The following is a 14,372-nucleotide window of genomic DNA, read 5'->3' on the forward strand; positions in this document are numbered from 1 at the left end:
CCGGCGGGGGTCGCGCCGGGCGCGGCGACCGGGACCGGCGCGGGGGTCGGCCCCGGGACGGCGCTCGCAGGCGCAGCGGCGGGAGCGGCGGCCGCGTCCGTCGGCTGGACCAGCGCCACCCCGGCGCGCTCGGCGGCGTCCTGCGCCTTGAGCTCCATCCACTTCTTCACGACCGCCATCGCGGTCGGCGCGGCGTTGGTCGAGCCGAAGCCCGAGTGCTCGTTCAGCACCACCACCACGATCTCGGGATCCTCCGCCGGCGCGAACGTCGCGAACCACGCGTGGTCGCGCTCGAAGTAAGGCACCTGCTCGGCGCGCATGCGCTTGCCCATCTTGACCACCTGGGCGGTGCCGGTCTTGCCGGCCGCCGTGAACTCCTTCGGGCGCTGCCAGTAGGCGGTGCCGAACGGCTCGTTGACGGCGGCGAGGAGCCCCTTCATCACCGTGTCGCGGGTGGACTGCTTGATGTTGGGGCGGCTGCGCTCCTGCGGCGCGAACTCCTGCAGGACCTTGCCGTCGGCGTCCTCGACGCGCAGGACGACCTGGGGCTTCCACACCTTGCCGGTCGCGAGCGCGCCGTAGAACACGACCTGCTGGATCGGCGTGACGTTCACGTCGCCCTGGCCGATGGCGAGGTTCACCGGCATGCCCTTCTGGTAGCCGCCGCGGATGTGCCGCTCGTGCCAGGCGACGTCGGGGACGAGGCCCGGCACCTCTCCCTGGACCCCGAAGTCCGTCGGCACGCCGAGCCCGAACTCGTGCGCCCACTTCGCGATCGCGTCCGCCCCGAGCCGGGCGCCGGCCTCGTAGAAGAAGACGTCGCAGCTCGCGCCGAGCGCGTGCTCGAAGTCCACGGCCCCGTGCCCGGTCTCCTTGTCGCAGCGCCAGCGGTGCGAGCCCATCTTGAAGTAGCCGGGGCAGTTGATCGTCGTGTTGGGGCGGTAGAGCCCCTCCTCCAGCGCGGCGATCGAGGTGAGCGCCTTGAACGTCGAGCCGGGGTGGTAGTGCTGCTGGATGGCGCGGAAGAGCTCGGGCTGCAGCGGGTCCGAGTGGATGGCGGCGAGCTCCGCCGAGGTGATGCGGCCGGACATCTTGTTCGGGTCCGGCGCGGGCCGGTCGACGAGCGCGAGCAGGAACCCGGTCTTGGCGTCCATCGCGAGGACCACGCCGGCGGTCGCGGGGAACACCTGCTCCGCGAACTCCTGCAGCCGCCAGTCGATCGAGAGCACGAGGTTGTGCCCCGGCACGCTCGGCACGACGCGCTGGTCCTCGGGGATGAGGCCCTCCGCGTCCTCCTTGCGGCGCCCCTTCGCGTCGACGGGGACGCGCTCCTTCCCGTCGATGCCGCGCAGCTCGCGCTCGAACTTCCGCTCGAGGCCGCGCCGGCCGGTGTAGTCGCCGAGCAGGTACGGCGCCTGGCCCGTCCCCGAGCGCTGCACCTCCTCGTTGAGCCGCTTCAGCTCGTCGGGGCCGGCCTCGTTCATGTAGCCGATGAGGTGACCGCCGAGCCCGGCGTACCGGTAGTTCCGGTGCGGGATCGGCTGCACGTCCACGCCCGGGAGATCCATCTGGTGCGCGAGGAAGCGGTCGAGCTCCTCGCGGGCGATGTCGACCTTCACCGTGAACGGCCGGAACCGCTCCAGCTTGCGCGCGCCGCCGAGGAGCCCGCGGGAGCGCTCCACCTCCTCGGGCGTCATCGAGAGCATGGCCGCGAGCCGCGCGAGGACCTCGTCGCACTGCTTCCCGCAGAAGTAGGGCGTGAGCGTGACGTCGTACGAGGGGCGCGAGTCCACGAGGATGCGCCGGTTGCGGTCGAGGAAGTGGCCGCGATCCGCCGGCTGGCGGATCTCCTTCACGAAGTTCTCCTCGGCCTTCTCCTTGTACTCGTCCCCCTGCAGCACCTGCAGGTGGTAGAGGCGCCCCACGAGCGTGAGGAACGTGAGGACGGCGAGCCCGGTCGCCCAGGCGAGCCGCGGCCGGAAGTCCTTCTGCGCCGCACCGGGCGCGCTGGGAGGGATGATCGACATCGCGTGTCAGCGGAGGAGCCCGTGCTCCTCGCGGTGGAACAGCCGGTCGACCCGGCGGAGTCCCGGGTAGAGCAGCGGCGCCGCGGCCGCCGTCAGGAGCGCCTCGAGGAGCATGCGCGGCACGAGCCCGAGGCCGGGCGCCGACTCCGGGGCGGAGGTCAGCCGAGTGAGGACGAGCGCGCCGAGCGAGATCACGAGGGCGCCGCCCCCGGAGAGCAGCGCGAACCCGCCCCGGCTGCGCACGTCGACGGCCGCGTTCACCGCGCGCGCGAGGACGAAGAGGAGCACCGCGAGGAAGGTCATGAGCCCCTTCGGCGAGCCGGTCACGAGATCGAGCACGTAGCCGATCCCGGCCGCGCCCACCGAGCCCTCCACGTTCCCCCCGTGGAGGCCCAGGTAGACGACGCACGCGGCGAGGAGCGCCACGGAGAACGCGCCGCCGCCCACCCAGCGCAGGACGGCGGACTGAAGCGCGGCGATGGCCAGCGCGAACAGGACGTGGGCGAGCGGCTTCACTGTGGGTTTCCGGGGGCGTAGGCGGCCGGGAGGACCTCCGCGGTCCGCTCCCAGGCGGTGACCACGAGGACCTCCTCGATGCGCGTCACGTCCACCGACGGGACGACGCGCGCCTCCTGGAACAGGCCGTGCTGGTTGCGCTCCAGCTTCGTCACCTTCCCCACCGGCAGGCCGCGCGGGAACACGCCGTCGGTGCCGGACGTGACGAGCGAGTCGCCCTCGATCATGTCCTCGACGCGCAGCGCGTAGTCGAGCTTGCACGCGTCGGGCTTGCCCATGCCGCGCACGTTCGCGCGCGCGCGGGTGCGGTCGACCACCGTCGCGATGGAGCTGTTGCGATCGGTGAGGACCAGCACGTCGGCGGTGTGCGCGGAGACGCCGTGGACACGCCCCACCACGCCCTCGGCGACGACGACCGGCATCATCCGCTCGATCCCCTCCTCGGTGCCGCGATCGACGGTGAGGAGCTGGAGCCCGGCGGGCGCGAGCCGCACGCCCACGACGCGCGCGCCCACGTACTTCCGCGCGGGCGACTCCTGCGCGAACGCGAGCAGCTTGCGCAGCCGCTCCACCTCCGCGCGCTCCGAGAGGAGCTGCTGGCGCTCCATCTTGAGCAGGTCCACTTCGCGTGAAAGATCGTTCGCCTTCTCGCGGGCGTGGCGCAGCGCGAGGTAGCCGTCCCAGGAGCGCAGCCCCCCGGACACGGCCCAGCCCACGCTCCGCTCGACGGGCGTGATGAGCCACAGGATGGCGCGATCGAGCTTCGAGCGCTCGCTCGGCTTCCTCGCGTGCGCGAAGTAGACACCCAGCGGTACGACGAGCAGCACCGCGACGAGGATGAGCTCGCGGTACCGCCTCAGCAGTGCGAACACGGACACTCCGGCGGGGGCAGAAACCCTTGCATTTTAGCCCCCTTCGACTAGGGTGTTCAACCTTCCGGCGCCCCCTCCCACGCGGGGCTGCCGACCTACAACAACGCGGAGCACCGGTTCATGCTGGAAGGGCTGCGAGCAAACAAGGGCGGCATCATCACCTGGATCTTCCTGGGCGCGATCATCGTCGTGTTCGTGATCAGCTTCGGCCCCGGCAGCCTCAGCAAGGGCGGGTGCCGAGGTGCGGGCGCCTCCTACGCCGCGAAGGTCAACGGGAAGACCATCCCCGCGGTGGAGTGGGAGCGGCAGTACGGCCAGCTCTACAACCTCTACCAGTCGCAGATGGGTGGCGGCTTCACCCGCGAGCTCGCCGCGCAGCTCGGCGTGGCCGACCAGGCCCTGAGCCAGCTCGTGGATCGGGAGCTCGTGATCCAGGAGGCGAAGCGCCGGGGCGTCCTCGTCTCCGACGCGGAGCTCTCGAGCGGCATCCACGCGATCCCCGCCTTCCAGCAGAACGGCGCGTTCCACTTCGAGACCTACGAGGCCGCGGCGCGCCAGAACTTCGGGTCGCCCGCGAAGTTCGAGGCGTGGTACCGCGACCAGCTCCTCTACGGCAAGATGCTCGCCGTGGTGGGCGAGGACGTGAAGGTCTCCGACGCCGAGGTCAAGGAGGCGTGGAGGATCGACGCGGACAAGCTCGCCCTCACCTTCGTCAAGTTCCCGCTCGCCGCGTTCCAGGCGGAGGCGAAGCCCTCCGACGCGGAGGTGAAGGCCTTCGCCGAGAAGGAGGGGGCGCGCATCGAGCAGTTCTACAAGGACAACCCGGCCCGCTTCGACCAGCAGAAGAAGGTCCGCGTGCGCCACGTCCTCGCGCGGGTGGGCCCCGGCGCGGACGACGCCGCCGCCAAGAAGAAGATCGAGGAGGCCGCCGCCCGCGTGAAGAAGGGCGAGGACTTCGGGAAGGTCGTGGCGGCGCTCTCCGACGACGAGGCGACGAAGGCCCGGGGCGGCGAGCTCGGCTTCGTGACCGAGGGGCTCTTCGACGAGGCGTTCGCGAAGGCGGCCCTCGCGCTCGAGCAGGGCAAGGTGTCCGAGCCCGTGCGCAGCGCGTCGGGCTGGCACCTCGTGCAGGCCGAGGAGGTCGTCCCGGCGAAGAAGGTCTCGCTGGCCGACGCCCGGCCGGAGATCGCCCGCGAGCTCCTCGCGCAGGAGCGCGCCCGCAAGGCGGCCGCGGACCGCGCCCAGGCGGCCCTCGCCGCCGCCCGCGGCGGCAAGACGCTCCCCGCGCAGTTCCCGAACGCGAAGCCCCTCACCGTCGGCGGGCAGCCGATCGTGGCCGAGGAGACCGGCACGTTCACGGCGTCGAGCCCGTTCGTCCCGAAGCTCGGTCCGGCGGCCGAGATCATCGGGGCCGCGCGCGCCGCTCGCGCCGGCGAGGTCCTGCCGAAGGTGTTCGAGGTCCCCTCCGGCCCGGTCGTGGCGGTCGTCACCGCCCGCGAGACGGCCGACGAGAAGGCGTTCGAGGGCGCGCGCGAGCAGGTGTCGGCGCGGCTGCGCAACCAGAAGGAGGCGCAGGTCGTCTCCACCTGGCTCGAGACCCTCCGCAAGGGCGCCAAGATCGAGCGGAACATCGAGCTCCTGGGGAGCGCCACCGCCGCGCGGTAAGGCCTCCATGGCGCTCCGGCTCGTCCTCGCATCCCAGAGCCCGCGCCGCCGCGAGCTGCTCGCCCAGCTGGGCGTGCCGCACGAGGTGCTGCCGGCGAACACGGACGAGTCCGTGCGCGCCGGCGAGCCGGCGCGCGAGTACGTCCTGCGCGTCGCCCGCGAGAAGGCCCGCGCCGTGCCCGGCGAGCTCGTGCTCGCGGCGGACACGGCGGTCGTGCTCCGGGGCGAGGTGCTCGGCAAGCCGCGCGACGCGGAGGACGCGCGGCGCATGCTCGGCGCGCTCTCCGGGAGCGCGCACGAGGTGCTCACCGGCGTCTGCGTCCGGCGCGTCGGCGCCTCCGGCGCGACCGAGGTCGAGGCGGTGGTCTCGACCGCCGTGCGCTTCGCCCCGCTCGACGAGGCCGCGATCGCCTGGTACGTCGGGACCGGCGAGCCGCTCGACAAGGCCGGGGCCTACGCCATCCAGGGCGCCGGCGGGGCGTTCGTGCTGAGCGTCGAGGGCAGCGTCTCGAACGTCGTCGGGCTCCCGCTCGCGGAGACGGCCGAGCTGCTCCGCCGCGCCGGCCACCCCCTCCCCTGGGACGCCCCCGCGGACGCGGAGGGGTGAGCGCCGTGGGGATCGCCGAGAACCTCGCCCGGCTGCGCGCGGAGCTGCCCGCTCACGTGACCCTCGTCGCGGTGTCGAAGACGCAGCCCGCGGCCGCCATCCGCGAGGCGTACGCGGCCGGGCAGCGCGACTTCGGCGAGAACTACGCGCAGGAGTGGCGCGAGAAGGCGGAGGCGCTCACGGACCTCGCCGAGCTCCGCTGGCACTTCATCGGCGGCCTGCAGACGAACAAGGTGAAGTACCTCGCCGGCCGCGTCGCCTACGTGCACACCGTCGATCGCGCGGAGCTCGCCCGCGAGCTCTCCCGCCGCTTCGCCCAGAAGGGCGCGGTCGCGCGCGTCTTCCTGGAGGTGAACACGGGCGGCGAGGCGTCGAAGGCCGGCTGCGCGCCGCGCGAGGCGCCCGCGCTCGCCGCGGCGATCCGCGCGCTGCCCGCGGTCGAGCTCGTCGGCGTGATGGGCATCCCGCCGCCCGACGACGACCCGCGGCCCCACTTCCGGGCGCTCCGGGCGCTGCGCGACGGGCTCGGCCTCGCCGAGCTGTCGATGGGTATGAGCGGGGACTGGCGCGTGGCGGTCGAGGAGGGCGCGACCTTCGTGCGGGTGGGCACGGCCATCTTCGGGGTCCGGCCGCCCAAGGGCGCCTGAGGCGGCGCCGCCCCGCCGTCAAACCACCTTGAGGCGCAGGCGCCCGGAGTCGCTCACCGCGACCCGGAACTCCTGTCCGCAGTAGAAGCAGCGGACCTCGTCGCCGTGGCCGAACCCGTCGTCCCACGGGTTGTTCGCCGAGCAGTCCGGGCAGTCGAAGTCTCCGAACCGGCGCGTCCTCCCCGCCTCCGCGCTCGCGGCCGGGACCTCGTCCTCGTCGTAGCCCGCGTCGAACGGCATCGCGCTCCCTCCTCCTCGCGGGGGTGGTGCCGCCACCCGCGCCGGACCGGCCGGCGTGGGCGAGCGTACGCCAACCCGGGGCGGGCGTGCGAGCGAGCGCCAGGGGCACGATGTAGGACTGCCCGTTCACGGGCCGGGGAATAGCGGGACCGGGCGCTCCATTGTAAGCAATGCGTCAAGCGCTCCGCGCGGGAGCGTGCCGGAAACCGACACCCCTGTCGCGGCCTGGCCCCACGTTCGCGTCGGCGGCTTGCATTTTCGGGCTACACGAAGCTGGCATCTCGCTTGCTGAACCTCCGCGCGCCGCGCGGTCTCAGACGCGGAGACGGGAGAACCCTTGCACGAGCGCCTCGCCACCCTCGCAGTCGTCGCCCTCCTCGCCGCCCCCGCGAGCGCGCAGGGGTTCTCTCCCGGCGAGGAGACCGTCTTCCGGATCACGTACCTCAGCCTCCCCACGGGCGAAGGCAGGATCGTGGTGGGGAAGCCGGAGGGAGACATCTGGCCGGTGGTCTTCCAGGCGAAGACGCAGGGCGTGGCGGGCCTCGTGGACATCCGGGAGCACCTCGTCAGCTACTGGGACGCGCGCACGAAGCTCACCCGCGGCTCGGACCTCAAGGCCTACGAGGTGGGCGACTTCCACCAGGACAGCGCCCGCTTCGACCGCGTGAGCCGGAAGGCCACCGTCACGGTGCAGCGCAAGGGCAAGCGGAAGGAGCAGACGATCGAGGTCCCGGCGAACGTCCAGGACCTCACGAGCGCCTTCATGTGGCTGCGCCTGCAGCCGCTCGAGGTCGGCCGGCGCTACGACGTGCCCGTCGCCTCCGGCACCCACCAGTTCACGCTCGTCGCGGAGGTCGTCGGGCGCGAGCGGGTCGAGACGCCTGCTGGCGCCTTCCCCACGATCAAGGTGAAGATCCGCACCGCGCTCGAGGGCAAGTTCTCCACGAAGCGCGACTCCTGGATGTGGCTGTCCGACGACGCGCGGCACGTGCTCGTGCGCGCCGAGGCGGACTTCGCGGTGGGCAGCATCGTCGCGGAGCTGAGGAGCTACACTCCGGGCGGAGAGGTCGCGGCGCGCTGATCCGCGCCGGCCGGCGCACCCCCCGGCCGAGGCGCGCGTTGCATCGGCCGCCAGCGCGGCGCACCTTCGCGTGGATGCGCGCGGCTCTCCTCCTGGTAATCCTCGCGGCGTGCGCCGGCGGCGCGCCGGCCCGCTCCTGCGCGTCCGAACGGCCCGAGGCCCGCCCGGGCCCGCCGGTCGAGCTCGGCGTCGCGAGCGGGCTCGAGAAGCTGCGGCCCGCGGATCCCGTCCCGCGGGACCGGGAGATCGTGCTCGAGGCGGCCCGGGGCGAGTGCGAGTCCGCCCAGATCGCCGTCCGCGGCGCGCGGCCGATCGCGGCGCTCTCCGCCGAGGCGCGGCCGCTCGCCGGCCCCGGCGCCGTTCCCGTCACGCTCTACCGCGTCGCGACGCTGTCCCTGCCGCGCGGGTCCGGGCCGGAGGGGGAGCCGGGGGAGTGGCCGGATCCTCTCGTCCCGGCGCGGGATCCCTTCTTCGGCGAACCGCGCCGCGCGTTCCCGGTCGCGGTGCCGGCGCGCCGGCTCCAGGCGATCTGGGTCGAGGTCTGCGTCCCCGAGGGCGCGACGGCGGGCGAGTACCGGGGCGAGGTGCGCGTGCGCGACGGAGCGCGCGCGCTCGCGGCGGTCCCGCTGCGGCTGCGCGTGTGGCCGTTCACGCTGCCGGCGACCGGCGCGTTCACGGCGGCGTTCGGGCTCCCCACCCGCGTCGGCACGCGCGCCCTCGGCAAGCCGGACGACCCGGTGCTCGCGCGCGCGCTCGCGGCGGCGCTCCAGCGCCACCGCATCTCGCCGTACACCCTGTCCGCCGATCCGCCCGACGGCGAGTGCACCGCGCGCCGCTGCGCGCTCGACTGGGCCCGCTTCGACGCCGAGGTCGGACCGGTGCTCGACGGCACCCTCGTACCCGGCGTGAAGGGCACGTTCGCCGAGGTGCGGATCGCGGCGAAGGTCTGGGATGGGCCCGAGGCGGATCTCGCCGCGACCCTCCGCGCGTGGAAGCGCCACTTCGACGCGCGCGGCTGGAGCGATCGCCTCTGGCTCTACACGCTCGACGAGCCCCGGCCCGAGCAGCTCCCCGAGCTGCGCCGGCGCGCGCGGCTCGCGCACGAGGCCGGGATCCGGGTGTTCGCCACCCTCGCGCCCGACCCGGCGCTCTCGGGCGCCGTGGACGCGTTCGCGCCGAACCTCACGCTCGCCCCCGAGCGCGCGGGGCGGGACGAGCACGTCTCGTTCTCCTACGCCTCCTGCATGTCGCACGGGTGCGACGAGATCCCGCCCTCCGGCCGGAGCCGCGCGACGATGCTGCGCGAGTTCCGGGGCTGGCCGGGCTACGCCATCGACCGCCCGGGCACGACCGCGCGCGCGGTGGCCTGGCTCGGGTGGCGGCGCGGCCTCGCGGGCGAGCTGTACTACGACGTGCTCCACGCGTGGGTCGATCGCGATCCGTGGAAGGACGTGCGGGCGTTCGCGGGGAACGGCGACGGCACCCTCCTCTACCCGGGCCTGCCGGGGGAGCTCGGCGGCGAGCACGGGTTCCCGGTCGAGTCCATCCGGCTCAAGATCATCCGCGACGCGCTCGAGGATCTGGAGCTCCTGCGGCTGGCCGAGGCCGCCGGGCTCGGCGAGCTCGCGCACGCGACCGCGGCGAAGCTCGTCCCGAGCGCGCGCGGGTTCGAGCGGGACCCTCGCCGGTGGCTCGCCGCGCGCGCCGCGCTCGGGGACGCGCTCGCCCGCCTCGAGCTCCGCGCGAGGCGCTGAGGATCCTCGACGTGCTCGCGCCGCTCCTGGCCCTCGCCCTCGCCGCCGCGCCGCCGTGCGCGCTGCCGCCGCTCGCGGACGGCGAGCGCCCCTGGCGCACCGGCGAGACCCTCGAGCTCGAGCTCGACGTGCTCGGCGCCGTGAAGGCCGGGCTGCTCCAGCTCAGCGTCGAGCGGCCCATGTCGGGGGGCCGCATCGTCCCCCTGCGGGCGCGCGCCCGCACGACGGCGGCCTTGGCGAGCATCCGGAGGTTCGTCGGCGTGGGGCTCTCCTGGGTGGACGCGGCGACGCTCCTCCCCGAGCGCTACCGCGACGACATGGACGAGAACGGCGTGCGGAAGTCGAGCGACGCGCGGATGCCGGGCGACGGGCGGGTCACGATCGCGTACCGCCAGGGCGACCGGGAGAGCGAGGCGCGCTTCGACGCGGCGGGCGAGGTGCTCGACGCGCTCTCCGCCCTGTACTACCTGCGCGCGGCGCGGCTCGCGCCGGGCGACCGCTTCTGCTTCGACGCCGTCGCCAGCCGTCGCCTGTGGCACCTCGAGGGGACCGTCGCCGCCGAGCGCGAGGCGGTGGAGACCCCGGCCGGCCGGTTCGAGACGTTCCGGGTGGACGCGCTCGCGCGGCGGGCGGATCGTCCCGAGGCGCGCCCGCGGCCCGTTCACCTCTGGTTCACGCGGGACTCCCGCCGGCTGCTCGTCGCGGCGGTCTCGGAGATCGAGCTCGGCCCCGTGCGCGCCCAGCTCGCGGCGGTGCGCGGCACGCGCGCCGCCCGCTGAGCGCCGAGCGCCGAGGGGCGCGTCACATCCGCGCCGCCACCTGGGCGAGCCGGCGGCGCACGCTCGCGAGCGCCGCCCCGAGCCGCTCGATCCGGTCGATCGGCCCGCCGCCGAGCGCCAGCGAGAGGACGCGCTGCTGCGACGGCTCCGCCTCCGAGAGCGCCTCCTCGATGCTCGCGACGTAGGTCGCGATGGCTGCGAGCGCGCCGCGCGCCTGCTCGAGATCGTCGTCGAGGAAGTCGAGCACGACGTGCTCCCGCGCCGCGCGACCGGCGAGCCGCGCGCGGAGGGATTCCACCGCCCGGCGGCCCGCGGCATCCGGGCCAGGGACGACGCGCTCCTCGTCGACGACCACGACTGCGCTCTGACGCGGCATCCCCCGATGGTAGCGGGGCGATATCGCCGGTCAACTTTGCGGCGAGGGCGCGGACGTCACCGGCGGTGGACGTCGCTCATCCCTGCGTGAAGTCCGCTCCGGAGGCGCGCGTACGACACACCGCCGCTTGCGCAACCGTCACCGCTTTCGCGCGACTCATCCGCGAAGCAAGGGCTCGAGAGGCACACGAGACCGGAGGCGAGACGGGCACCCGCAGCGAGGCGCGCCGAGGCGTACTGCCTCCGTACGCCGCAGGCGCAACGAGCGAGGACGCCCGTCGCAGCCCCGGTATCGTGCGCCGCGCTGGAGAGAGGTAAAGCTAGATGAGGCCGCGGGAGCGGCGGAGGAGTTCTACCGTCTTCTGATACTCGACGTCCCAGGCGCTCGTCCCCTCCTGCAGGTGCTTCAGGCGGGCGCGCGCCTCGCGATCGATCTCCTCGTCGACGTCGAGGTGCTTCTTGAAGATGTTGAAGACCTTCTTCCGGAGGGAGTGATCCTCGGAATAGACCTCCTCGACGTTCCGCGAGATGAGGAGGAACTCGATCATCTGGCCGATGACGTACTCGATCCCCTCGTCGCCCATCTTGAAGCCGCGGACGTCGGCCATCTCGCGCTTCACCTGGGTGAACCGGGAGTGATCGTAGCCGCGGCGCTCGAGGGCCTCGCGGGTCGCGGCGTTCACGCGCTCCTCGGCGGCGAGGTACTCCTTCATGATCGCCGCCATGTCCATCTCGGCGTCGGCGATGCGCAGGGTCTCGACCTCGATGTCGCCGTCCTGCATGAGGGTCTGGATGACCTCGCGGGCGATCGTCGGGATGACCTTGGGGTAAAGCCGCATGGAAGTTCCTCGCCTGGACGGCCGCGGACCGCGCCGCGGGCCGAGTGCCGTTGCGAAGACCGCGAAACAAAAGGTAAAGCCGTATAAACCCCGGCCGCCAGGGGTGGCAAGAAAAAAAGGCCTCGGCTGCAGCATGGTTCCACGCGATCTGCGGCCTCGCCACCCGCCCCCTCGGGCTCGTCCCCTCACGGGCCCGTAGGGTTCGGCGACGCTCCGCGCGGCGTCGCGCCGGAGCGGTGACGCCCGGCCAGGAGCCGCCCCGGAAACGGCGAGGGCGGCGCCCCTCCAGGCACCGCCCTCTCGATCGCACGCCGCCGCTCGCCCCCGCCCCGCTCACTGCGCGTGCGCCGCGCACGGCGCGGAGCGGAGGACGGCCGGCCGCGCTAGCTCAGGTAGATCTTCTGCACGTCCGAGAGGAGCTTCAGCGCCTCGGCGCGCGGGCGCTGGAAGGCGTTGCGGCCCATGATCGAGCCGAACCCGCCGCCTTCCTTGATGCCGCGGATCTCGTTCAGCACGTCCTCGGTGCCCTTCGCCTCGCCGCCCGAGAAGATGACGATGCGCTTGCCGTTGAACGCGGACTGCACGACGTGGCGCACGCGGTCGGCGAGGGTCTTCGTCGGGATCTGATACTTCTCGTAGACCTTCTTCGCCTCCGGGTGCTCGACGAGGTCCTTGGGGGGCTTCACCTTGATGATGTGCGCGCCGAGCTGCGCCGCGATCTGGGCGGCGTAGGCGGCGATGTCCACGGCGGTCTCGCCGTCCTTCGACACGCCGGAGCCGCGCGGGTAGCTCCACACCACCACCACCAGGCCGGCCGCCTTGGCCTCCTCGGTGAGCTCGCGCAGGTGCTCGTACTGGGAGTTACGCGCGTCGGAGGCGGGGTAGATCGTGTAGCCGATCGCGGCGCAGCCGAGCCGCACCGCCTCCTTCACGGAGCCGGTGACCGCCGAGATGGGCGCGCCGCCGAGCTTCGAGAGCGAGTCGGAGTTGTTGAGCTTCAGGATCGTCGGGATCTGGCCCGCGAACTTCCGCGCGCCGGCCTCGATGAAGCCGAGCGGCGCCGCGTAGGCGTTGCACCCGGCGTCGATGGCGAGCTGGAAGTGATAGTCCGGATCGTAGCCCTCCGGGTTCGGCGCGAACGAGCGGGCCGGACCGTGCTCGAAGCCCTGGTCCACCGGGAGGATCACGAGCTTGCCGGTTCCGCCGAGCGTGCCCGTCATGAGCAGCCGGTGCAGGTTGGCGAGGGTCCCGGGGCTGTCGCTCTGATACCAGGACAGGATCTCTTTCACGCGCGTGGTGGTTCGCTCCGGCATTTCGATTCTCCCAGCAGGACGTGAGGGTTCGGGGTTCTCTAGGACGACGCGAGCTCCAAGTCGACGCGCAATCTAGAGAGCGCTGCGATGGGGTGGCAAGGGGAAAAGCCTCCGCCCGCTCGGCCGGCGCGGTGGCCGGTCCAAACCGGGCTGCGCAGCTTTGGAGTGAACCCCCGAAAAGGAAGGTCCCATGGCGCGTGGAGTCGGCGAGCGGCCGGAGCGGAGCCCGGCGGCGATCCTGTCCGAGGTCGAGTACCCCATCTCCCGCGATGATCTCGCTCAAGCGGCGGCGGAGAGCGACTCTCCAGCGGACGTGATCAACTTCCTCAGATCGCTGCCCGAGCGGATCTACACGAGCCCGAACGACGTCATGCGCCAGTTCGGCGAGGCGGGGGCGCGGTTCGGGCTGTTCTCGACGAACGTTCGCCATCGCGGCGATCTGGGCAAGGAGGCGGTCGAGACGGGGGCGGCGCCGACCAAACATCCGTAGAGACGGGGGGCTGCGCCCCCCGCCCCAGCAGCGGAGCTGCTGGGGCCCCACCCCCTGCTCGGCGGGGCCCGTGAGCCGTCGCGCCCGCATGCGCGGGCCCCCCCCCCCCCGCCGGGGGGGGGGGGGGCGCCGCCCCCCCCCCCCCCCCCCCCCCCCCCCCGCGACGGCTCCCCGCCGGGAGGGCTTCGCCCTCCCCGCGCGATTGCGCGGGGCCCCTCCCCGGTGTTCACGGTTGTTTCTGCGGGCGGCGGGCTCGGTGCGAACGCGGCGGGATCGGTGCGAACGCAGCGGCGTGGCGGGAATGCGGTGGATCGGTGCGAATGCGGCGGCGTGGCGGGTCGGCGCGAACGTGGCGGCGTAGTGCGAACGTGGCGGCGTGGCGGGAATGCGGCGGATCGGTGCGAATGCGGCGGCGTGGCGGGTCGGCGCGAACGTGGCGGCGTAGTGCCAACGCGGCGGCACGCAGCGAACGTGGGCGGCACGGCGCGATACGCGGCTGGCTTGGTGCGAACGCGGCGGGCGGCGAGAGCCCGGCGGGGGCCGCGGCCCATTCACTTTCCGTCGATGGCGCGGGGGTAGCAGCGCGAGACGAAGCCGCAGCCCTCGGCGCGGCAGCGGGCCTCGTCGCGGCCGAGTGAGGCGGGAGGGCGGTCGCCGTCACCGCGGAAGGCTTCCCAGGCGAGCCGCGGGGCGTCGGCCGCGAAGCGGGAGAGCTCGCGCTCGCCGGGGGTGACGTCCACGGCGCGGCAGTCCCCGCGGATGAACTGGAGGCGGGCGCGGACGCGGGCCTCGGGGTGGGCGCGGCGGGCGGCGAGCGCGTAGGCGACGAGCTGCAGGCGGTAGCGGTCGGCGGCGTCCGGCCGAAAGGTCGCGTACTTGTAATCCACGACCGTGAGCGCGGTGGCGCGCCGGTCCGCCACGAGGGCGTCGATGGCGCCGACGAGGTAGACCGCCGGCGCGCCGCGCTCCCGCGCGTGGAGGCGCAGGAGGAAGGGCACCTCGCGGCGGAGCCGCGCGTCGCGCGCCGCCGCCGCGAGCTCGCGCCCGCCCTCCGAGTCCGCGAAGCGCGACACCTCCGCGAGGATGCGCCGCACGCCGGGCGAGCGGGCGTCGTGACCGCGCCGCGCCGCGGCGGCGGCGAGCTGCGCGCGGCGCTCGAGGGGCGGC

General features: G+C 73.7%; 15 protein-coding genes. 7 read left to right on the forward strand and 8 right to left on the reverse strand.

Annotated elements, in window-relative coordinates:
• The 3 genes from mrdA to mreC form a co-directional block, all read right to left on the reverse strand.
• The coding region (mrdA, locus tag MNZ29_RS20730; protein ID WP_242356555.1) for a penicillin-binding protein 2 at window positions 1-2,027 on the reverse strand (2,027 nt) is incomplete at its 3' end.
• A 6-nt stretch (window positions 2,028-2,033) separates the two neighbouring features.
• Entirely contained in the window at window positions 2,034-2,543 is a 510-nt protein-coding gene (locus tag MNZ29_RS20735) for a hypothetical protein (RefSeq protein ID WP_242340839.1), read from the reverse strand.
• Window positions 2,540-3,415 carry a rod shape-determining protein MreC gene (gene mreC / locus MNZ29_RS20740; RefSeq protein ID WP_242340838.1) on the reverse strand — a complete coding sequence of 292 codons (876 nt, stop codon included), beginning with the start codon at window positions 3,413-3,415 and terminating at the stop codon, window positions 2,540-2,542. The genes MNZ29_RS20735 and mreC overlap by 4 nt, the downstream gene beginning before the upstream one ends.
• A gap of 120 nt (window positions 3,416-3,535) precedes the next feature.
• On the opposite strand from mreC, the gene MNZ29_RS20745 reads away from it, so the two are divergent.
• The 3 genes from MNZ29_RS20745 to MNZ29_RS20755 are packed head-to-tail and all read left to right on the forward strand — an operon-like array spanning window position 3,536 to window position 6,334.
• Window positions 3,536-5,080: a peptidylprolyl isomerase gene (locus tag MNZ29_RS20745; RefSeq protein WP_242340837.1), complete on the forward strand. Its 1,545-nt coding sequence runs from the start codon at window positions 3,536-3,538 to the stop codon at window positions 5,078-5,080.
• Window positions 5,081-5,087: 7 nt separating this feature from the next.
• Window positions 5,088-5,687, forward strand: a complete 600-nt coding sequence (locus MNZ29_RS20750) for a nucleoside triphosphate pyrophosphatase (protein WP_242340836.1) — start codon at window positions 5,088-5,090, stop codon at window positions 5,685-5,687.
• 5 nt (window positions 5,688-5,692) lie between these two features.
• Entirely contained in the window at window positions 5,693-6,334 is a 642-nt protein-coding gene (locus tag MNZ29_RS20755) for a YggS family pyridoxal phosphate-dependent enzyme (RefSeq protein WP_242340835.1), read from the forward strand.
• A gap of 18 nt (window positions 6,335-6,352) precedes the next feature.
• On the opposite strand, the gene MNZ29_RS20760 is transcribed toward MNZ29_RS20755, so the two are convergent.
• Complete coding sequence (locus tag MNZ29_RS20760; protein ID WP_242340834.1) at window positions 6,353-6,574, reverse strand: hypothetical protein; 222 nt, start codon at window positions 6,572-6,574, stop codon at window positions 6,353-6,355.
• Window positions 6,575-6,911: 337 nt separating this feature from the next.
• Between MNZ29_RS20760 and MNZ29_RS20765 the strand changes: the two genes are divergently transcribed.
• From MNZ29_RS20765 to MNZ29_RS20775, 3 genes are all read left to right on the forward strand, one after another.
• A complete protein-coding gene (locus MNZ29_RS20765; protein ID WP_242340833.1) occupies window positions 6,912-7,655 on the forward strand; it encodes a DUF3108 domain-containing protein in 744 nt (247 codons plus the stop codon).
• 74 nt (window positions 7,656-7,729) lie between these two features.
• Window positions 7,730-9,409, forward strand: coding sequence for a glycoside hydrolase domain-containing protein (locus MNZ29_RS20770; protein ID WP_242340832.1), 1,680 nt, complete (start codon window positions 7,730-7,732; stop codon window positions 9,407-9,409).
• Between the two features lie 11 nt (window positions 9,410-9,420).
• Window positions 9,421-10,188 carry a DUF3108 domain-containing protein gene (locus MNZ29_RS20775; protein ID WP_242340831.1) on the forward strand — a complete coding sequence of 256 codons (768 nt, stop codon included), beginning with the start codon at window positions 9,421-9,423 and terminating at the stop codon, window positions 10,186-10,188.
• Between the two features lie 22 nt (window positions 10,189-10,210).
• On the opposite strand, the gene MNZ29_RS20780 is transcribed toward MNZ29_RS20775, so the two are convergent.
• The 3 genes from MNZ29_RS20780 to MNZ29_RS20790 form a co-directional block, all read right to left on the reverse strand.
• Entirely contained in the window at window positions 10,211-10,564 is a 354-nt protein-coding gene (locus MNZ29_RS20780; RefSeq protein WP_242340830.1) for a hypothetical protein, read from the reverse strand.
• A 319-nt stretch (window positions 10,565-10,883) separates the two neighbouring features.
• Window positions 10,884-11,402 carry a DUF507 family protein gene (locus tag MNZ29_RS20785; protein WP_242340829.1) on the reverse strand — a complete coding sequence of 173 codons (519 nt, stop codon included), beginning with the start codon at window positions 11,400-11,402 and terminating at the stop codon, window positions 10,884-10,886.
• A 383-nt stretch (window positions 11,403-11,785) separates the two neighbouring features.
• A complete protein-coding gene (locus MNZ29_RS20790; RefSeq protein WP_242340828.1) occupies window positions 11,786-12,715 on the reverse strand; it encodes a class I fructose-bisphosphate aldolase in 930 nt (309 codons plus the stop codon).
• A 190-nt stretch (window positions 12,716-12,905) separates the two neighbouring features.
• Between MNZ29_RS20790 and MNZ29_RS20795 the strand changes: the two genes are divergently transcribed.
• Window positions 12,906-13,205, forward strand: a complete 300-nt coding sequence (locus MNZ29_RS20795) for a DUF2795 domain-containing protein (protein WP_242340827.1) — start codon at window positions 12,906-12,908, stop codon at window positions 13,203-13,205.
• A gap of 551 nt (window positions 13,206-13,756) precedes the next feature.
• Here MNZ29_RS20795 and MNZ29_RS20800 read toward each other — a convergent pair.
• A partial coding sequence (locus MNZ29_RS20800) for a PD-(D/E)XK nuclease family protein (protein WP_242356557.1) occupies window positions 13,757-14,372 on the reverse strand: 616 nt, incomplete at its 5' end.

Source organism: Anaeromyxobacter sp. SG64, from assembly GCF_022690745.1.
In the GTDB taxonomy this organism is placed as follows: Bacteria; Myxococcota; Myxococcia; order Myxococcales; family Anaeromyxobacteraceae; genus Anaeromyxobacter; species Anaeromyxobacter soli.